General features: G+C 68.2%; 18 protein-coding genes. 9 read left to right on the top strand and 9 right to left on the bottom strand.

What is annotated here, in order from left to right; all coding sequences use genetic code 11:
• On the bottom strand, positions 1 to 255 hold the full coding sequence (locus D0B54_RS22385; RefSeq protein WP_117294324.1) for an accessory factor UbiK family protein: 255 nt from the start codon (positions 253 to 255) through the stop codon (positions 1 to 3).
• A 141-nt stretch (positions 256 to 396) separates the two neighbouring features.
• Between D0B54_RS22385 and glnK the strand changes: the two genes are divergently transcribed.
• From glnK to D0B54_RS22365, 4 genes are all read left to right on the top strand, one after another.
• Positions 397 to 735: a P-II family nitrogen regulator gene (gene glnK, locus D0B54_RS22380; protein ID WP_117294322.1), complete on the top strand. Its 339-nt coding sequence runs from the start codon at positions 397 to 399 to the stop codon at positions 733 to 735.
• A gap of 9 nt (positions 736 to 744) precedes the next feature.
• Entirely contained in the window at positions 745 to 2,262 is a 1,518-nt protein-coding gene (locus tag D0B54_RS22375) for an ammonium transporter (RefSeq protein ID WP_301331506.1), read from the top strand.
• Between the two features lie 134 nt (positions 2,263 to 2,396).
• On the top strand, positions 2,397 to 2,735 hold the full coding sequence (locus tag D0B54_RS22370) for a P-II family nitrogen regulator (RefSeq protein ID WP_104230961.1): 339 nt from the start codon (positions 2,397 to 2,399) through the stop codon (positions 2,733 to 2,735).
• Between the two features lie 64 nt (positions 2,736 to 2,799).
• Positions 2,800 to 4,092 carry an ammonium transporter gene (locus D0B54_RS22365; protein WP_117294320.1) on the top strand — a complete coding sequence of 431 codons (1,293 nt, stop codon included), beginning with the start codon at positions 2,800 to 2,802 and terminating at the stop codon, positions 4,090 to 4,092.
• A gap of 88 nt (positions 4,093 to 4,180) precedes the next feature.
• On the opposite strand, the gene D0B54_RS22360 is transcribed toward D0B54_RS22365, so the two are convergent.
• Positions 4,181 to 4,432, bottom strand: coding sequence for a CDGSH iron-sulfur domain-containing protein (locus D0B54_RS22360; RefSeq protein WP_117294318.1), 252 nt, complete (start codon positions 4,430 to 4,432; stop codon positions 4,181 to 4,183).
• A gap of 70 nt (positions 4,433 to 4,502) precedes the next feature.
• Between D0B54_RS22360 and D0B54_RS22355 the strand changes: the two genes are divergently transcribed.
• Entirely contained in the window at positions 4,503 to 4,877 is a 375-nt protein-coding gene (locus D0B54_RS22355) for a DUF4124 domain-containing protein (RefSeq protein ID WP_117294316.1), read from the top strand.
• Positions 4,878 to 4,955: 78 nt separating this feature from the next.
• Here the strand turns inward: D0B54_RS22355 and speE are convergent, their stop codons facing one another.
• Positions 4,956 to 5,810, bottom strand: coding sequence for a polyamine aminopropyltransferase (gene speE / locus D0B54_RS22350; RefSeq protein ID WP_117294314.1), 855 nt, complete (start codon positions 5,808 to 5,810; stop codon positions 4,956 to 4,958).
• A gap of 72 nt (positions 5,811 to 5,882) precedes the next feature.
• Here speE and speA point away from each other — a divergent pair, with 72 nt between their 5' ends.
• The gene (gene speA / locus D0B54_RS22345; RefSeq protein WP_117294312.1) at positions 5,883 to 7,766 is read left to right on the top strand and encodes a biosynthetic arginine decarboxylase; all 1,884 of its coding nucleotides are present in this window, start codon (positions 5,883 to 5,885) and stop codon (positions 7,764 to 7,766) included.
• Positions 7,767 to 7,770: 4 nt separating this feature from the next.
• Entirely contained in the window at positions 7,771 to 8,265 is a 495-nt protein-coding gene (locus D0B54_RS22340; protein ID WP_117295458.1) for a DinB family protein, read from the top strand.
• A 157-nt stretch (positions 8,266 to 8,422) separates the two neighbouring features.
• On the opposite strand, the gene gorA is transcribed toward D0B54_RS22340, so the two are convergent.
• Both gorA and D0B54_RS22330 read right to left on the bottom strand, forming a co-directional pair.
• Positions 8,423 to 9,766, bottom strand: coding sequence for a glutathione-disulfide reductase (gorA, locus tag D0B54_RS22335; protein ID WP_117294310.1), 1,344 nt, complete (start codon positions 9,764 to 9,766; stop codon positions 8,423 to 8,425).
• The gene (locus D0B54_RS22330) at positions 9,763 to 10,005 is read right to left on the bottom strand and encodes a DUF1653 domain-containing protein (RefSeq protein WP_117294308.1); all 243 of its coding nucleotides are present in this window, start codon (positions 10,003 to 10,005) and stop codon (positions 9,763 to 9,765) included. Before D0B54_RS22330 ends, gorA begins: the two co-directional genes overlap by 4 nt.
• Positions 10,006 to 10,084: 79 nt before the next feature.
• On the opposite strand from D0B54_RS22330, the gene D0B54_RS22325 reads away from it, so the two are divergent.
• Positions 10,085 to 10,813, top strand: a complete 729-nt coding sequence (locus tag D0B54_RS22325; RefSeq protein ID WP_117294306.1) for a sulfurtransferase — start codon at positions 10,085 to 10,087, stop codon at positions 10,811 to 10,813.
• A 14-nt stretch (positions 10,814 to 10,827) separates the two neighbouring features.
• On the opposite strand, the gene D0B54_RS24645 is transcribed toward D0B54_RS22325, so the two are convergent.
• Both D0B54_RS24645 and D0B54_RS22315 read right to left on the bottom strand, forming a co-directional pair.
• Positions 10,828 to 11,517 (bottom strand): hypothetical protein, encoded by a 690-nt coding sequence (locus tag D0B54_RS24645; protein ID WP_117294304.1) that lies wholly within the window; start codon positions 11,515 to 11,517, stop codon positions 10,828 to 10,830.
• A 106-nt stretch (positions 11,518 to 11,623) separates the two neighbouring features.
• Positions 11,624 to 12,586: a type IV pilus assembly protein FimV gene (locus tag D0B54_RS22315; RefSeq protein WP_162932635.1), complete on the bottom strand. Its 963-nt coding sequence runs from the start codon at positions 12,584 to 12,586 to the stop codon at positions 11,624 to 11,626.
• A 94-nt stretch (positions 12,587 to 12,680) separates the two neighbouring features.
• Between D0B54_RS22315 and D0B54_RS22310 the strand changes: the two genes are divergently transcribed.
• Positions 12,681 to 14,834, top strand: a complete 2,154-nt coding sequence (locus D0B54_RS22310) for an EAL domain-containing protein (RefSeq protein ID WP_162932634.1) — start codon at positions 12,681 to 12,683, stop codon at positions 14,832 to 14,834.
• A gap of 244 nt (positions 14,835 to 15,078) precedes the next feature.
• On the opposite strand, the gene D0B54_RS22305 is transcribed toward D0B54_RS22310, so the two are convergent.
• Positions 15,079 to 17,241 carry an acetyl-CoA hydrolase/transferase C-terminal domain-containing protein gene (locus D0B54_RS22305; RefSeq protein WP_117294298.1) on the bottom strand — a complete coding sequence of 721 codons (2,163 nt, stop codon included), beginning with the start codon at positions 17,239 to 17,241 and terminating at the stop codon, positions 15,079 to 15,081.
• A 36-nt stretch (positions 17,242 to 17,277) separates the two neighbouring features.
• Complete coding sequence (locus D0B54_RS22300) at positions 17,278 to 18,999, bottom strand: sulfatase-like hydrolase/transferase (RefSeq protein WP_117294296.1); 1,722 nt, start codon at positions 18,997 to 18,999, stop codon at positions 17,278 to 17,280.
• Positions 19,000 to 19,074: the final 75 nt, after the last annotated feature.

The raw sequence follows: 19,074 nt of genomic DNA, 5'->3' as shown, positions 1-19,074 counted from the left end.
TCAGCTGCCCGGCGCGGCCTTTTTTTCCAGTTCAATCAAGCGCTTTTCCAGTGCCGACAGGCGCGCCTGGGTGCGCGCCAGCAGCTCGGCCTGGATATCGAAGCGTTCACGCGACACCAGGTCCCACTTCTCCAGGTTGGCGCGCAGCACGGCCCGGAAGTTGTCCTCCAGCTCGCGCTTCATGCCGCGCAGGCCGGGGGGAATCACGGCGCCGAGGCGTGTGGCGAGGTCTTCGAGCTGGCGGGGGTCGATCATCGAAACAGGCTCCGGGGGACGGCCGCAGTTTAGCGGTCCGGGGCGCCGGTTGGCACGCTCCGTGCTTTTTTCCGGCTTGACCGCTGGGGGCCCAGGTATTTGCTCCGGCGGAAACATGTTTTCCGACCCAGGAGTCTTTTCATGAAACTAATCACGGCGATCATCAAGCCGTTCAAGCTGGACGAGGTGCGTGAAGCACTCTCGGATCTCGGCGTCGCTGGCATCACGGTGACCGAGGTCAAGGGCTTCGGCCGCCAGAAGGGCCACACCGAGCTGTACCGCGGTGCCGAGTATGTCGTCGATTTCCTGCCCAAGGTGAAGATCGAAGTCGCGGTCGACAACGACAAGCTCGACGGCGCCATCGACGCCATCAGCAAGGCTGCCCATACCGGCAAGATCGGCGACGGCAAGATCTTCGTCTTTACCCTTGACCAGGCCATCCGTATCCGCACGGGTGAGACTGGCAAGGACGCTCTCTGACAGGGAATCATGACCATGATGCGTAAGACTCTTAGTGCATTGATGCTGGCCGCCGTGTGCGGCCTTGCAGCGCCTGCCTGGGCGCAAACCGACTCGCCGTCTGCTCCGGCTGCCGCCGCGGTAGAAGCGGCTGCTACCGCCGAGGCCGCTGCTGCGGCGCCGGCCGAGGCTGCCGCTCCGGCGGCTGAGGAAGCCAAGCCGGTCGCCCCGGTATTCAATGAAGGCAACGTCGCGTGGATGCTGGTTTCCACCGCGTTCGTGCTGCTGATGTCCCTGCCGGGCCTGGCCCTGTTCTACGGCGGCATGGTCCGCCAGAAGAACATGCTGTCGACCCTGACCCAGACCTTCGCCATCTTCTCGGTGATCGGCGTTCTGTGGGTGGTCTACGGCTACAGCCTGGCCTTCAGCGGCACCGGTCCTTTCATCGGAACGCTGGACAAGCTGTTCCTGAAGGGCGTGGTGTATGACGCCAACGGCTTCTTCACCGCGACCGCCACCTTCAGCAAGGGCGTGGTGATTCCGGAACTGCTGTTCGCCGTGTTCCAGATGACCTTCGCCTGCATCACTGTGGCCCTGATCGCCGGCGCCTACGCCGAGCGCATGAAGTTCAAGGCCGTGATGATCTTCTCGGTGGTCTGGTTCACCTTCTCCTACCTGCCGATGGCGCACATGGTCTGGTGGTGGGCGGGCCCGGATGCCTACCAGACGCTCGACCAGGTTGATGGCCTCAACGCCACCGCCGGTTACCTCTGGCAGCTCGGCGCGCTGGACTTCGCCGGCGGCACCGTGGTGCACATCAACGCCGGTATCGCCGGCCTGGTTGCCGCGATCATCCTCGGCAAGCGCTCGGGCTACGGCAAGACCTCGATGGCTCCGCACAGCCTGACCATGTCGATGATCGGCGCCGCGCTGCTGTGGTTCGGCTGGTTCGGCTTCAACGCCGGCTCCAACCTCGAGGCCAATGGCTACGCCGTCCTGGCGTTCGCCAACACCATGTTCGCCACCGCCGCCGCCGCCGCCGCCTGGTTCTTCGCGGAGTGGATCTTCAAGGGCAAGCCGTCGCTGCTGGGCATCATCTCCGGCGCCATCGCCGGCCTGGTGGCCATCACCCCGGCCTGCGGCTTCGTCGGCATCTGCGGCGGCCTGATCATCGGCCTGGTCGCGGGCTTCGTCTGCTTCTTCGCCGTGGCCTACCTGAAGAAGGTGCTGGGCTATGACGACGCGCTCGACGCCTTCGGTGTCCACGCGGTGGGCGGCATCATCGGCGCGATCCTGACCGGCGTCTTCGTCGACCCGGCCAAGGGCGGCGTCGGCGTGTACAACAACTGGGTGGAACTGGTTCCGGGCTACTCCTCGGGCCAGATCATGATCCAGGTCAAGGCTGTCCTGGTCGCCATCGTCCTGTCGGCCGTGGTGTCCGCGGTGACCCTGCTGATCCTCAAGTTCACGATGGGTATCCGCGTGACCGAGGAGCAGGAATCCGAGGGCCTGGACCTCGCCGAGCACGGCGAGAAGGCCTACAACTAAGAAGAAAGGATCCCCGCCCGGCGCAAGCCGGCCGGAACTCGGGGCGGGTGCCTAGGCACCCGCCCTTTTCTTTTTGGGCGGGGGGCGGGGTAGACTTGCGGCTCCAAAAATACAGCCCGCCTGCGGAGCCGCCCATGAAAATGCTCATCGCCATCATCAAGCCCTTCAAGCTGGACGCCGTCCGCGAGGCGCTGGCCGACATCGGGGTGCAGGGCATGACGGTGACCGAGGTGCGCGGTTTCGGTCGCCAGAAGGGCCATACCGAGCTGTACCGCGGCGCCGAATACACCGTCGACCTGCTGCCCAAGATCAAGCTCGAGGTTGCCCTGGGGCCCGACATGATCGACAAGGCGGTGGAAGCGATCCAGAAGGCCGCCAAGACCGGCCAGATCGGCGACGGCAAGATCTTCGTCTACGACCTCGACCAGACCGTGCGCATCCGCACCGGCGAGTCCGGCGTAGAAGCGGTCTGAGACCGCAGTTCATTCATACCCCCGTCAAAGGCGACGGGGGTTTTTTTATGCTCAAGGGGGAGCGATGAAAAAGCTGATCTGCGCGCTGTTTGCGCTGATGCCAATGGCGGCATCGGCACAGGAAGGCATCAATTCCGGCGATACCGCCTGGATCATGACGTCGACCGCCCTGGTGCTGTTCATGAGCCTGCCGGGCCTGGCCCTGTTCTACGGCGGCCTGGTACGCGCCAAGAACGTGCTGTCGGTGCTGGTGCAGTGCTTCGCCATCGTCTGCGTGGTCTCGGTGGTCTGGCTGGTCTGCGGCTACAGCCTGGCGTTCGCCCCCGGCAATGGCTTCATCGGCGGCCTGTCCAAGGCCTTCTTCTACGGCGTCGGCGAGAACTCGGTGAACGGCACCATTCCCGAGACCGCCTTCGCCATGTACCAGCTGACCTTTGCCGCGATCACGCCGGCCCTGGTGATCGGCGGCTTCGCCGAGCGCATGAAGTTCTCGGCCATCCTGCTGTTCTCGGTGCTGTGGCTGCTGGCGGTCTACCTGCCGGTCTGCCACTGGGTCTGGGCGGCGGACGGCTGGCTGTTCAAGCGCGGCCTGCTGGACTTCGCCGGCGGCACCGTGGTCCACATCACCGCCGGCGTCGCCGCACTGGTGGCGGCGATCGTGCTGGGCCAGCGCCGCGGCTTCATGCAGACGCCGATGATGCCGCACAACATGACCATGACCGTGACCGGCGCCGGCATGCTGTGGGTCGGCTGGTTCGGCTTCAACGGCGGCTCGGCCCTGGCCGCCAACGGCAATGCCGGCATGGCGATCCTGGTCACCCATACCTCGGCGGCCGCCGGTGCGCTGATGTGGAGCGCCATCGAGTGGGTCAAGTACGGCAAGCCCTCGGCCCTGGGCATCGTCACCGGCATGGTCGCAGGGCTGGGCACCATTACCCCGGCCTCGGGCTACGTCGGCCCCGGCGGCGCCCTGGTGATCGGCCTGGTGGCCGGCTTCGTCTGCTTCTTCGCCACCCATGGCCTCAAGCGGGTACTGAAGGTCGACGACTCCCTCGACGTGTTCCCGGTGCACGGCGTCGGCGGCATGCTCGGCACCTTCTTCGCCGGCATCTTCGCCTCGTCCGCGCTGGGCGTGTTCAGCGGCCAGGGCTATGCCGAGGGCATGGGCATGGGCTCGCAGCTCGGCGTGCAGCTGCTGGGCATCGGCGCGACGCTGGGCTACACCGCCGTGGTCACCTGGGGCCTGCTCAAGCTGCTGGGCGCCACGGTCGGCCTGCGCGTCAGCGAGGAGCAGGAGACCGTGGGCCTGGATACCACGCAGCACAACGAGCGCGGCTACGACCTGCAGTCGCTCTGAGTCCTGCAGCGGTTCACGAAAAGGGCGGCCCCCGGGCCGCCCTTTTGCTTTCTGCCGCCGAAAGCCCTGCTCTTGCCGTGCAGGAGCGCTACTTTTCCCGCGGCAGCCGGTTGTGGCTGGCATCGCAGAACGGCGGCTGCTTCGTATGCTTGCAGCCGCAGAGCCAGTGCGTGCGCACGCGCCCCGGCCTGATCGTGAAGCGCAGCGGCTCGAAGCCGCTGCCCGGGTGCGAGCCGTCGCAGAACGGCTGGCTGCGCGAGCGCCCGCAGGCGCACCAGAGGTAGTCGCCGGGTTCCAGGTCGAGCGCAAAGGCCGCGCGTTGCGGGATTTCGGGTTGCATCGGGGGCTTGCTGTCATGCCTGCGCGCAGCGTAATACACTGCCTGTATTGACGCCGACGCGGAGCAGGGAATGCGGACACTCAAGATACTGGCGCTGGGACTGATGCTGACGGGCCCGGCCATGGCGGCCGAGGTCTACAAGTGGGTGGACCCCGCGGGGCGCATCCATTACGGAGACCGGCCGCAGGACGGCTGGAAGCGCGTGGACATCAAGCCGCCGGGCGGCGCCGCGCCGGCCGCGGCCGCCCCTGGCATCGACCAGGCGGCCTGCGACAAGAAGACCAAGAACGTGGCCGAGTACAAGGATGCCGGCCGCATCGTCGAGCGCGACTCCCTGGGCCGTGAAAAGGAATACAGCGAGGAAGAGCGCAAGCAGCTGATCGAACTGGCCCAGAAGCAGGCCGACGAGGCCTGCACCGTCCCTGCGGCAGCCAAGGCGCCGTGATAAACACGGTATAATGGCAGCATTGTCATATAAATAAAAACGGGCCGCGATGCGGCCCGTTTTTATTGACGCCAGCGCTCAGAGACCCGCCAGCGCCTTCTTCACGTAGGTCGGCAGCGCAAAGGCGCCGCGGTGCGTGTCGGCGTTGTAGAACTGCGCATCCAGTGCCGCGATCGCCTTCTCGTCCAGGCGCTGCGCCAGGGCGCCGGCCTGCTTGCTGGCGATGGAGCCGGACCACCAGCCCGAGGGGTAGATCACCTGCGGGAAGTGCAGCAGGGTGGTCTGGGCGAAGCCGGCCTCGCGCATCGCCTGGTGCATCTCCTTGATCAGCTCCAGGTGCAGCAGCGGCGATTCGGACTGCTGCACCAGCATGCCGTCGGGCTTCAGGGCCTTGATGCAGTCCAGGTAGAAGCGCTTGCCGAACAGGCCTTCGGCCGGGCCGACCGGGTCGGTCGAGTCGATGATGATCAGGTCGATCGAGCCCGGGGCGGCGTCCTTCATCCACTGGATGCCGTCGCCGAAGAACAGCGTGGCGCGGGGGTCGGCGTTCCTGTCGCAGAGCTCCGGGAAGTACTGTTCCGACAGGCGGGTGACGCGCTCGTCGATCTCCACCTGGGTGGCGGACTTCACCTCGGGGTGCTTGAGCACCTCGCGCAGGGTGCCGCAGTCGCCGCCGCCCACGATCACCACGGTCTGCGGGTTCGGGTGGGAGTTCAGGGCCGGGTGCGACATCATCTCGTGGTAGAGGAAGTTGTCGCGGGTCGAGACCATGGTGCAGCCGTCGATGGTCATCAGGTAGCCGAAGGTCTCGGTCTGCCAGATCTCGATCTTCTGGTAGGGGGTCTGCTCCTCGTGGAGCTTCTTGCCCTTCAGGGAGAAGGCCGTGCCGGTGGCCTCCATGGGCTCGGTGAACCAGCTGGAATCAAGTGTCATGGGGATCGCTTCCTGAAGGGGGTAGAATTCGCGGCCGCGAGTATATCGGCCCGAGCCTTGCCAATGAATGACATGACCGCCCCCTGGACCCCTGCCCAGGCCCGTGACCTGTACAACATGCCCTGGTGGGGCGAGGGTTACTTCGACGTCAACCCGGCCGGTCACCTGGTGGTCCGCCCCCAGCGCGAGGCCTCCTCCGCCCAGATCGACCTCTATGAACTGGCCCGCAGCCTGCCCGCCGAGGGCCTGGAGCTGCCGGTGCTGGTGCGCTTCGCCAACATCCTGCATGACCGGGTCGACGCCCTGACCGGGGCCTTCGCCGGGGTGATCTCCGAGCTGGGCTATGCCGGCCGCTATACGGCGGTCTACCCGATCAAGGTCAACCAGCAGCGCGAGGTGGTCGAGGAGATCGTGCGCCACGGCGGCGAGCGGGTCGGCCTGGAGGCCGGCTCCAAGCCCGAGCTGGCGGCCGTGCTGGGCGTGGCCCTGCCGGGCAGCGTCATCGTCTGCAACGGCTACAAGGACCGCGGCTACGTCCGCCGTGCCCTGATCGGCCAGAAGCTGGGCCACCGCGTCTACATCGTCGTCGAGAAGCCCTCCGAACTGCCGCTGGTGATCGAGGAGTCGCGCAAGCTCGGCGTGCAGCCGCTGATCGGCCTGCGCGTACGCCTGGCCTCGATCTCGGCCGGCAAGTGGCAGAACACCGGCGGCGAGAAGTCCAAGTTCGGCCTGTCCACCAGCCAGGTGCTGGAGGCGCTGGAGCAGGTGCGCGCCGCCGGCTACGTCGACTCCGTGCAGATGATCCACTTCCACCTCGGCTCGCAGGTGGCCAACGTGCAGGACATCCAGCGCGGCATGCGCGAGGCCGCGCGCTTCTACGTCGAGCTGCGCCGCCTCGGCGCGCCGATCACGGTGCTGGACGTCGGCGGCGGCCTGGGCGTGGACTACGAGGGCACGCGCTCGCGCAGCTACTGCTCCATGAACTACTCGCAGCGCGAGTACGCCCGCAACATCGTGCGCACCCTGCAGGACGTCTGCGGCGAAGCCGGCGAGCCCGAGCCCGACATCATCTCCGAGTCCGGCCGCGCCCTGACCGCACACCACGCCGTGCTGATCACCTCGGTGATCGACAAGGAACTGGCCCCGACCGGCACCCCCGGCGAACCGGCGCAGGACGACCCGACGATCCTGCATGAGCTGCACGACCTGATCGCGGAAATCGACACGCGCGGCCCGCTGGAATGCCTGCACGACGCCGTCGCCTTCCTCGGCGAGGCGCAGGCGCAGTACACCCACGGCACGCTGACGCTGACCCAGCGCGCCTACGCCGAGCGCACCTACTTCGCGGTCTGCCGCGCGGTGCAGCCGCGCCTGGACCCGAGCATCCGCGTGCACCGCGAGGCCCTGGACGAGCTGCGCGAGAAGCTGGTGGAGAAGTACTTCTGCAACTTCTCGGTGTTCCAGTCGGTGCCTGACGCATGGGCCATCGACCAGGTCTTCCCGATCCTGCCGATCCACCGCCTCGACGAGCGCCCCGACATCCGCGCCGGCCTCTGCGACCTGACCTGCGATTCCGACGGCCGCATCGACTCCTACGTCGACCGCGGCGGCCTGGAACCGACGCTGCCGCTGCACTCGCTGCGCGAGGGTGAGGACTACCTGATCGCCTTCTTCATGGTCGGCGCCTACCAGGAAATCCTCGGCGACATGCACAACCTGTTCGGCGACACCAACGCCGTCAACGTGGTGGTGGAGAACGGTAGCTGGAAACTGCAGGACGCCGAGCAGGGCGACCGCACCGACGAGCTGCTGCGCTACGTCCACTACACGCCCGAGGACCTGGCCCGCAGCTACCGCAAGAAGTTCGCCGCCAGCGGCATCCCTGCAGCGGAACGCGACGCGCTGCTGGCGGAGCTGGAGGCGGGGCTGACGGGGTATACCTACCTGACGGGGTGAAATGATGATCACGCAGCCGTGGTGCCGCCGCATGGCGCAGTACAACCGCTGGATGAACCGGAAGCTCTATGCCTGTGCCGCCCAGCTCGGCGACGCGCAGCGCCAGGAAGACCGCGGCGCCTTCTTCAAGTCGCTGCAGGGCACGCTGGATCACCTGGTCTACGCCGACACCGCCTGGCTATACCGCTTCAGCGGCCGCGACGTCGCGACCCTGAACCCGCGGCAGCCACAGCGGCCGGACTTCGCCTCGCTGCGCGTCGAGCGCGAGCGGCTCGACGAGGAGATCCTGGCTTGGGTGGAGACGCTCGACGAGACCTGGCTGGCCGCCACCTTCAGCTTCACCAGCCAGATGAGCGGCAAGACCTTCAGCAGCCCGAACTGGCAGTTCGTGACGCATTTCTTCAACCACCAGACCCATCACCGCGGCCAGGCGACGACGCTGCTGATGCAGTTCGGCATCGATCCGGGCGTGACCGACCTGCCGGCGATGCCGGACTGAGCATTTGCCGGTCACCGGCGAAAGCCGGATTCCAGACGCAGCTGCGGTGACGCCGTCCATGGCGAGACTTCTGCTACTCGATTGACCCACGGCCCGGCCATCCGTGGCCGGGCGTTCGGCGGGACGGATGTCCACCGGACATCCGTCTATTTCCGCCTCACCGCATCGTCACGAACTCTTCCGCCGCGGTCGGGTGGATGCCCAGGGTGTCGTCGAAGACGCGCTTGGTGGCGCCGGCCTTCAGCGCCACCGCCAGGCCCTGGATGATCTCGCCGGCTTCGGGGCCGACCATGTGGCAGCCGAGCACGCGGTCGCTGGCCGCATCCACCACCAGCTTCATCAGGGTCTTCTCGTGCTGCGAGCCCAGGCTCAGGCGCAGCGGGCGGAACAGCGATTCGAAGACCTTGACGTCATGGCCGGCTTCGCGCGCGGCTTCCTCGGTCAGGCCCACGGTGCCGATGTTGGGCAGGCTGAACACCGCGGTAGGGATCAGCGCGTAGTCCAGCGGCCGGTATTCCTCGGGGCGGAACAGGCGCCGCGCCACCGCCATGCCCTCGGCCAGCGCCACCGGCGTCAGCTGCACGCGGCCGATGACGTCGCCGATCGCCAGCACCGAGGGCTCGGCGGTGGCGTAGTGCTCGTCGACGCGGATGTGCCCCTTGTCGTCGAGCTGCGCGGCGCAGTGCTCCAGGCCCAGGCCGTCGGTCATCGCGCGGCGGCCGGTGGCGAAGAACACGCAGTCGGTTTCCAGCACGCGCCCGTCCTTCAGCGTGGCGGCAATGCTGCCGTCGCCGCCGCGCTCGAGGGCGGCCGGATCGGCGCCGAACTCCAGCTTCACGCCCTTCAGTCTCAACTCGTCGCGCAGGTGCTCGCGCACGCGCCGGTCGAAGCCGCGCAGGAACAGCGCGCCGCGATAGCTGAGGGTGGTCTCGGCGCCCAGGCCGTTGAAGATCGAGGCGAATTCCACCGCGATGTAGCCGCCGCCCACCACCAGCACGCGCCGTGGCAGCTGCGGCAGGAAGAAGGCCTCATTGGAGGTGATGCCCAGCTCCGCGCCGGGGATGTCGGGCCGCTGCGGCCAGCCGCCGGTGGCGACCAGGATGTGGCGCGCGCGGTAGCGCTGGCCGCCGGTCTCGACGGTATGCGGGTCGAGGATGCGGGCCTGTGCCTCGATCAGGGTCACGCCGCTGCCCAGCAGCAGCGAGCGGTAGATTCCGTTGAGGCGGGCGATCTCGCGGTTCTTGTTGTCGATCAGCGTCGGCCAGTCGAAGCCCGGCGCTCCGGGGTTCCAGCCGAAGTCCGCGGCCAGCGCGAAGTCCTCGCGAAAGTGCGCGCCGTAGGACAGCAGCTTCTTGGGTACGCAGCCGACGTTGACGCAGGTGCCGCCGAGGTAGCGCGACTCGGCCACCGCCACCCGCGCGCCGAAGCCGGCCGCGAAGCGCGCCGCGCGCACGCCGCCAGAGCCGGCGCCGATCACGAACAGGTCGTAGTCCTGGCTCATGGCTCGTGGTGGCCGACGTAGGCGAAACGCGGCTGCGGCTCCGCGCCGGGGCTGGCGACGATCTGCTCGTTCCAGACCTGCAGGCGCCGCGTGCTCATCGGCAGGCCCTCGCGCGGGTAGAGCCGGGTGTAGACCACCACGGTTTCGTTGGTCTCGTCCTCGCGTGCCAGGCCCAGGGCGAGGTAGTGCTTGCCCTTGTAGTGGCGGTAGACGCCGGGGCGGAATTCGGATTCGTTCATGGCAGGGGCTTGGACGCGTGGCGGGACGGGATGTTCCATCTTAGGCCGCCGCCGCCCGGGGTTGTAGAATCCGCCCCCCATGAGTGCCGTTCTCAACATCGCCGCCTACAAGTTCGTCAGCTTCGACGACCGCGAGGCCCTGCGCGAAGCCTGGCTGGCCCAGGCCCGGGAGCGCGGCCTGCTCGGCACGATCCTGCTGGCGCCCGAGGGCGTCAACCTGTTCCTGGCGGGGGACGAGGGCGGGGTGCGCGGTTTCCTGGCGCTGCTGCGCGCCGATCCGCGCCTGGCCGATCTGGAGGTCAAGGAGAGCTGGTCGGCGCAGCAGCCCTTCCGCAAGATGCTGGTGCGGCTGAAGGGCGAGATCATCCGCATGGATCATCCGATGATCCGCCCCGAGGACGGCAGCGCGCCGGCGGTGGACGCGGCGACGCTGGCGCGCTGGCTGGATGCCGGGCATGACGACGAGGGCCGGCCGCTGGTGCTGCTCGATACCCGCAACGGTTTCGAGGTCGATCACGGCGCTTTCGAGGGTGCGCTGGACTGGCGCCTGTCGAAGTTCACCGAGTTCCCGCAGCGCCTGCGCGAGCACCGGGCGGAGCTCGAAGGGCATACCGTGGTGAGCTACTGCACCGGCGGCATCCGCTGCGAGAAGGCCGCGCTGCTGATGCGCGAGGAAGGCATGGACCACGTCTACCAGCTGGACGGCGGCATCCTGAAGTACTTCGAGACCGTCGGCGGGCGCCACTACCAGGGGCGCTGCTTCGTGTTCGACGAGCGCGAGGCGCTGGATCAGCACCTCGCGCCGTAGCTGACGCCCGGCGGCTACTCGCCGACCAGCTGCACCGCGTCGATCTCGTTCCAGCCGGCCACCGCGTTGGTCGCCAGCGTGATGCGGACACCCTTGGCCTTGTAGGCGCTGCGCTCGAAACTGCGGACGAACCAGATGATGTTGCTGGAACCATCGACCAGATCGTCCACGCCGTCCCAGACCGCGTGCTTCGCGCCGGCTTCGTCGATCAGCTCCAGCTTGATGATCGCGCCGGGGTAGAAACTCTGGCGCACGCGCACTTCGGTGGCATTCACCGGTCGCGCGAAACCCAGCTCCAGCCACTCGATGCCGGCGTCGGACTGCTCGGTGGTCCAGGCGTTGCTGTTGTCGCCGTACTGCTCGACATCCGGCTTGCCGGTGGCCTTGATCGCGCCATAGCCGGTGTCGGCACCGGGCGCCTTGTCGGTGGCGTAGGTAGAGCTGGCGGTGGCCGAGGTGGCCCACTGGCCCTTGGGATCCTCCAGCAGGGCCTGTTCTTTCAGGGCGCGATCGATCGCCGCCTTCTTCTCGGCGGCCTGTCGCGCGGCCTCGTCCGGCACCGCCTCGGCGGGCGCCGCGGGCGCTGCTGCCACGGTGGCGGGTGCGGCCGTTGCAGCGGGGGCGGCTTCCTCTTTCTTGCTGCAGGCGGCGAGGGTGGTGAGGCCCAGCAACAGGCAGGGCAGGGCAGCGGCGCGGAGCTTCATCGGCAAGGTCCTTTTGCACAAGGTGGCCGCGCGATTATAGGACCGGGTTGTGCGTGTGCGGGGCCGCAAGCTGTCGACGGTGTGCGCTGGCTCACACCGCGCCGTTTCAGGCCGCTGCTTTCTCGAAGGCCATCGTTGCCCGGGCTTCGCGCATCAGCCGCTGCCGCAGGCGGCGGGCGTAGATAAAAATACCTATGGTCACGCCGACCAGGATCAGGAAGGTGTGCCAGGGCGGCGGGGCGGCCCTGGCATGGCCTGGCAGCATCGGCGCGGGCCGCACCGGGGCATCCTCATTGACCTCGGCGAGCGTTGCGGCGGCAGCTCCCGCCAGTGCGGGTCTGGCCGAAGCGACCTGCGCATTGCCCGCCTGCTGCCGCTGCAGCCAGGCCGTGGTGGCCGGCGCGAGCTGCACGCGGACGCTCGATTCGTTGCCGGCCTGGCTGTAGTGCGGGTCGAGCTGGAAGCGCGGTGGCGCGGGTGCGGCCATGACCTCTTCCGTGGCCGGCGCAGGCGTGGCGGCGGGCGTGGATTCCACACCGCGGCGCTTGCGCTGCGCACGCGCGGGCGCCAGCGAGGGCAGTTCCGGCTCCAGCGTCAGCGCCTGTACCAGCGGCGGCGGTGCGACCGGCGCCACCACGACGGTGGCCGTCTCCGGCTGAACTGCGGTGCTGGAAGCAGGCGGGTCGACGAAGCTGGTGATCTCGCGGATCAGGCGCGTATTGCCCTGGCGCACTTCCAGCAGCACGGTGAGTATCGGTTCGGAGACGCGGCCGGAGGAGCGCACGCGCAACTGTTCGCGGCCCGGCTCCAGCGATTCCGTCTCCACCGTCAGCGTGCCGAGCTGCCGCGACGGCGGGTCGAAGCCCAGGCGCGTGTACTCGCCGGGGTCGGCCATGCGCACGATCGGTTCCTCGTCCACGCCGTGGGTCAGTTCCAGGCGCAGCTCCAGCCGCTGGCCGAGACGGGAACGCAGCTGGGGCTCGGAAAGGGAGACGGCGGCGGCCGGCAGCGAGCATGTCGCACCGACAAGCAGGAGCAGCAGCGGGATAGAACGTCGCGACGATTCCATGAGCACAGGTCCTGTCTGCTACGCTTCCGGAAGTAAGCATCATAAACGCACGGATGCGTTGTTGCAGAACGGGACCATTCATCCGAGGAACAGCATGACCGTATCGCGAGTGCCTTCAGGGCTGTTGGCCCCGGCCCGACGCTGGCTGGAAGGACGGCGCTCCGTCTGGGGTTGGGCCCGCTACAACGTCTACGTCGGCCTGTTCGCCTTCGGCCTGGTGCTGATCGCCGCGACCCAGCTGACCGTCCGCCTGACCATCCCCGGCGATGCCTACTTCCAGGCGGGGAGCCTGGTGCTCAGCGGCGCACAGCTGCATCGCTTCATCCTGTTGCCGCTGGGCGGCGCGCTGCTGGTGACCCTGGCGCTGGTCTACCTGCATCTGGTGCGCATCCTGATCGTGCCGGCCGATGTCATGCAGCTGCGCATCAAGCAGGACCGTCCGCAACAGCAACAGCAGCAGGAGTACAGCCGCGAGGAGATCGACCTGCTGGTGATGATGGCGCGCAACTACCAGGACCAGCTCGCCGAAGCGCGGGAGCGCCTGGCCGAGCATGAAGGTCTCGGCGAGGAAGCGCAGCAGGCCGTACGCCTGCAGGCCGACAAGGCATTGGCGCTGTGGGAAGCCTCGTCGGAGCGCATCCTGGAAGTCGACGGCGAGGGCGTGATCCGCGGTGCCACCCAGGCGGTCGCCGACCTGCTGGCGATCTCGCGCGCCGACCTGATCGGCAACCGTTTCGAGACCTCGCTGCAGCTGCTCGATCGCAGCGAGGGCGAAGGCGCGGAGGAGCGCACGCCGATGCCGGGCCTGCTCAATGCGATCCGCTCCGACTCCGGCCTGCCGCGCGTCGAGCAGGCCGTGCTGGTGGACCGCAACCGTGGCCGCAACGAGGTGTCGATCACGGTGCTGCCGCGCGCCCACGCCGACGGCAGCGTCAGCAGCATCGTGCGCATCGATCCGCTGCAGTTGCTGGCGCCGGGGCCGCCCAGCGGCATCATGTCGGCCTCGGCCCTGCTCGACATCTCCTCCGGCCTGCCCAATACCCAGGCCTTCCGCCAGCGCCTGCTGGAGCTGATCAAGTCGGCGATGCAGTTCGAGCTGCGCCACTACTGCGCGCTGATCGTCATCACCGGCATCCGCGACGAGGACGATCCTTCCGAGTACGTGCGCAACAACATCGCCGCCGCGGTGGGTCGCACGCTGCGCCGCAGCCTGGAGGGCGTGGGCGATGTCTACCGCATCGGTGCCGCCAGTTTTGCGATGCTGTCGGCGCGCGGCGGCATCAGGCAGATGGAAGCGGCGATGGAAACCGCGCGTGCGCTGGCCCAGCTCGAAGTGGCGCGCGTCACCAGCGAGCAGGGCCGAGCCACGGTTCGCTACGCCGCCGTCGAGGTGAATGGCGAGGCCGCCAGCATCGACTCCGTGGTCAATGCGGTCGCCTCCAAGCTCAGCACCCAGTCGATGATCGTGGGCGGCGAGGAGAGCCTGGCGGGGAAGGGCGACGACGAGGCCGAGCGCGCGCGCTGGGTGGCCGAGCAGATCACCTCCGAGCGCCTGCACCTGATCTCGCAGTCGGTGCTGCCCACCGACCCGGCCAGCAAGCTGCAGCCCTGGCTGGAGGTGTTCGTGCGCATCGAGGACAACGACGGCCACTGGATCGAGCCGGGGCACTTCCTCAAGGCGGTGGAGCGCGCCGGCGAGATCGATCGTCTCGACACCGAGGTGCTGCGCCGCATCCTGCGCGGCTACAAGGACCATCCCGAGCTGTGGGAGCGCTACGCCGGCATCAGTGTCAACGTCAGTGCCATCAGCCTGGCCAGCGATCGCTACCTGCGCAGTTTCTCGGCGCTGCTGCAGGAGTACGGCGTGGCGCCCGAGCGCATCGCGGTGGAGATCGGCTCCGGTGAGGACGCGACCCGGCTGTCGCAGGCGATCACCGGGCTGGAGATCCTGGGCAAGCTGGGCGTGAAACTGATCATCGACAGCTGCACCGACACGCGCCTGCTGCGCATGGCGCGACAGCTGCGGCCCTACATGGTGAAGCTGTCGCCGGAGCTGCTGACGGCGGCGCAGCTGGATCCGCTGGCGGACGCGGAGCTGCAGGCGCTGCTGACCTCGGCCAAGACGCTGGGCGCCGCGATCGGCGCCAAGAACGTCGACCGCAAGTCCGATGCGGAGCGCTTCAGCGGCATGGGGATTCGTTACTTCCAGGGTCGGGGTGTGGAGGCGATGGGGCCTCTGATGACCTGAACAACTCCCTCTCCCCGCATGCGGGGAGAGGGTTGGCGAGGGCATGGATGCCCGAGGTAGGGCAACGCATGGAGCAGTTGCCGAGGTGAGGGGCGCGGACTTCCAGGCTGCAGCCAAAGTCCGTAGGGTGCGCATCGCGCACGCGGAGCGGACTCTGGCAGGATCGGCGGTGCGCGATGCGCACCCTACAGGCCGATGACTTGCGCCCCGCTTATGTCCCTGCTCTCGCTAGCGGGAGAGGGGTTTAAGAGGTCAGCGCCTCCACCAGCAACATCCTCACCACCCTGTCCTGCAGCGTCTTCGGCTGCTCCAGCTTGAGCCGCGCCAGGTAAGGCTGCACGCTCGCCGGCGGCTCGCCCGCGCGCAGCGCGCCCAGCAGCAGCTTCCACTTCGGCGTCGAAGCCGCGCGCGCCTTCACCTGCTTCAGCGCCCCGGCCAGCTTCAGCTCCTCCGCCGTGAAGTCGCTGCCCAGCGGAAATGCACCGAACAGCCCCTGTGCGCGCTGCGGCTTGAAGCGCCGCTCCAGCGCAGCCGGCGTGTTGTCGCGGTACTCGGCGGGGACCTGCCAGCCGGCCTCGACCTTGCCGGCCTTCACCGCCTGCTCCAGCAGGCCGGCCTGGAAGCGCGAGTCGGCGATGCAGATCAGGCGCTTGGCCACCTCGGCGTCGCTCTGCGAGCGCAGGTCGGCGATGCCGTATTCGGTGACGACGATGTCGCGCAGGTGGCGCGGGATGGTGCAGTGGCCGTAGGCGAACACCACGTTGGAGCTGGCGCCGCCTTCGGCCTCGCGCGCGGCGCGGATCATGATGATGCTGCGGCCGGTCGGCAGCTGGTGCGCCATCGCCACGAAGTTGTACTGGCCGCCGACGCCGGAGATGACCTTGCCGTTTTCCAGGCCGTCGGACACCACGGCGCCGGACAGGGTCACCATGATGCCGGTGTTGATGAAGCGCGCGTTCACGCGCTGCGCCTTGTACAGGCGCGGATTGTGGTCGAGCTGGTTGACCTTGTAGACGCCGGTCATGCAGAAGCGGTCGCGCTCCTCCTGGCTCATGTCGCGCAGCCAGTCGTAGAAACGGCGCGGGCCCAGGAAGAAGCCGCCGTGCACGACGATGCCGTTGCGCAGCGACTGGCCCAGGCACTGCTCGGCCATCACCCGCCGCGCCGCATCGTCCGCCACGTTGGCGATGATGCGCTGGCCGCCGGGAGTGACGAGGTGGCCATGCTCGTAGCGGGTGGCGTCGTTGAAGAAGCCGTGGTGCTGCAGGACCTCGAAGTCGGCGCCGCGGATGACGCGCAGGCCCAGGGCTTCCATGTGGTCCAGCACGGTGGGGGCGAGCTTCCGGGGATCGCAGAGACCGTCGTTGACCAATTGCTGCAGCGCCCAGAAATCGTAGACCTCGCGCTTGAGCACGCCGGCCTTGACCAGGTCCATGAATCCGTCGACGAACATCTCGGTGGCGCCGTACAGCCCGGTGATGAAGGGCGTGTCCCCGCCGCAGCCCTCCAACAACCCTCCGCAGCGCTGTGGGAGTTCCAATGCGGCCAGGGCCGCGCGATAGGCGTCGTTCTGCTGCTGGCGCAGCTGCACGGCGTAGACCAGGGCATCGCCCAGCGCGCCGATGCCCACCTGCAGGGTGCCGCCATCGCGGATCAGCGCCGAGGCCTGCAGGCCGATGGCGTAGTCGGCGCTGGCCACCGGCTGCTTGGGCGTGGAGAACAGCGCGCTGGAATAGCGCGGGTGATCCACCACCAGATCGAACATCGCCGGCGCCACCTCGGCGTCGCGCGCCATGAACGGCAGCTGCTGGTTGATCACGCCGACCACGGCGACGCGGCGGCGGCCGGCGGCCTCGGCCTCGCGCAGCAGGGCCACCAGCTCGGGGCCGGTGTCGGGGTTGCAGGACAGGCTGTAGCCCGGGCCGGCGGCGTCCTCGCGTCTGGCAATCATCTGCGCGGCGACGTTGCAGCCCTGGTTGAAGACGTCGCGCGCGGCGAAGGTGTAGTTGGTGCTGATGTAGTGCTGCTGGGCATGGGCATTGCCCATCTGGCTGCCGGGGCGGAAGAAGAATTCCTTCACCTGCACGTTCGGCGGCAGCGCCTTGCGGCGCAGATCGGCGGCGTAGTCCAGCTGCGGCACGCCGGCGAACACACGCTCCAGGAAGGGCCCGAGGAAGGCCCCCTCGACGCCGGGCGGGACCTCCGGCTGCTCCAGCGACAGCGCCGTCAGGAACGTCAGCTGCAGGGCCGGATCGGCCTTGGCCCGCGCGTACAGCGCGTTGACCAGTTCCACCGGCTTGCCCAGGCCCAGCGGCAGGCCGATGCGGATGTCCTGCCCGACCCGGGCGATGATGGCGTCGACACAGCGCTCGACGTCGTCGAGCATCAGGGGGGCTGCTTGGGCCATGCCTTGGGTTCCGTTGGAAGGAACCAAAAGGCTAGCCTACTGCGCCGCAGCCTGCTCGGGCAGTGCGTCGAACAGCGCCATTTCCGGCGAGAACAGGTGGGCCTTGTAGCTGGCCAGCAGCGCCTTGTCCGGGCAGTCCTCCAGCCGGCCCTTGCACAGTCGCCGCATGGCCGACAGCGCCTGGAAGTACTCGTCCGGTTCCAGGCCGGCGCTGTCGGCGATCAGCGACGGCAGCAGGGCGATGTCCAGCAGCGGCGGCGACTCCCGCAGGGCCGGAGCGATGCTGCTGCGCAGGCGGTACTGGGTGATCAGTTCCGGCGCCGGCAGCTTGGTGCGATAGCGCGGCGAGGCTTCCTCGAAGTAGGCCTGGTGGTCGCCGAAGTAGGCCCACAGTGCGGGACGCGGCCCGGCCAGCAATTCCTTCTCCAGCCTGCGCAGCCCGATGTCCAGCTGCTGCAGTTTGCCGACGTAGTCGGTGAGCTTGGACGCCAGGCTTTTCCTGATGCCGCTGCGCTCCAGGCGGTACAGCGGCTGGGTGCGCCGCGAGTAGGGCGCGTGTTCCTTGATCGACAGCATGTAGAGGAACAGCGGCCGGTCGGGATGCTCGCGGCGATGCTCGCGCAGCAGCTTGGCCGCCGCCTCGCCCAGTCGCTCGCTGTCGGCGATGTCCCACTCGTCGCCGGGGATCTTGTCGTACTCGGGGAAGTCGCGCAGGGTCAGCACGCGGTCGAAACCCAGGGCCTCGTAGGTGCGGGCGGCGCCGTAGAACTTCTTCATGGTCGGCATCAGCACCAGGCTGTCATAGCCGTTGGCCTCGAAGCGTGTCACCAGGTTGCGCTGCATCTGCGGCGCCACGCTGTTGAACACCGTGGTGCGGCGGCCGCCGAAGTCCTCCGGCACCAGCCCGGTGAGCAGCGAAAACTCCGACAGCCAGGTCTTGCCGCCGAAGGTATGCACGCGCAACAGGCCGGCGGCACGGTCACGGGCATTGCGCCTGAACATGCCCAGCGGCGGCAGGCGCGCCCCGTCCAGGCGGTACAGCTCCGGGTTGAGCGTCGACTCGTGCAGCCACACCACCACGTCCGGGCGCACTTCCCAGGGAGTCGGCAGGGGCTCCATCGCTGCGGCGGCGGCCTGGAACGGCACCGGGTCGCCCGAGGGCAGGGGCTCGGCAAACTCGAACACGTTCCAGGAGTACACCAGGCGCGCCATCACGCCGCAGGTCTTGATCGTGCCGCAGTCGGCGTCGTCGCGGAACACCTCCCACTGGTGGTGATGGCGACCGGTCCAGGCCGTTGCGCACCACAGGCCCAGCAATACCGTGCTGGCCAGCCGCGCCTGCAGGCCCCAGCGCTGCCCGCGTCGCTGCCAGGCGTAGACCGCCAGCACAGCCAGCAGCACGACGTAGGCCGCCAGCATCGTCTGCAGCAGCGGGTAGCGCTGCACGATGCTCCAGTTGGCGCCCTCGGAGAGGAAATAGAAGTCCAGCAGCGCCAGGCGGTTGCCGAAGTAGCGCAGCTTCATCTCGCCCACGCCCCACAGCAGCAGCACCACGGCAGTGGTGGCGGCCAGCGCGACCGCCGGCCGGCCGGTCAGCGCGGCCAGCAGCAGGAAGGGCAGCAGGAACAGCCCGGCGTTGATCAGTGCGCACAGGGGGTCGTCGCTGAACTGCAGTGAAACCCACAGGGCGAAAACGGCAGCCAACGCCTGCGCGGCGGCGGGCAGCAGCGCGCCGAGTCTGGAAAGGAGGGGGGACATCCGCCCATTTTAGCGTGACCACGAACCCGCGGCTTTGTGGCATTGTCGAATCATCTGCGACCAGGAGAGGGGACA

The organism is Solimonas sp. K1W22B-7, from assembly GCF_003428335.1.
GTDB lineage: Bacteria > Pseudomonadota > Gammaproteobacteria > Nevskiales > Nevskiaceae > Solimonas_A.
The sequence above is the reverse complement of the archived record's forward strand: the minus strand, read 5'-3'. Positions and strand labels throughout refer to the sequence as shown.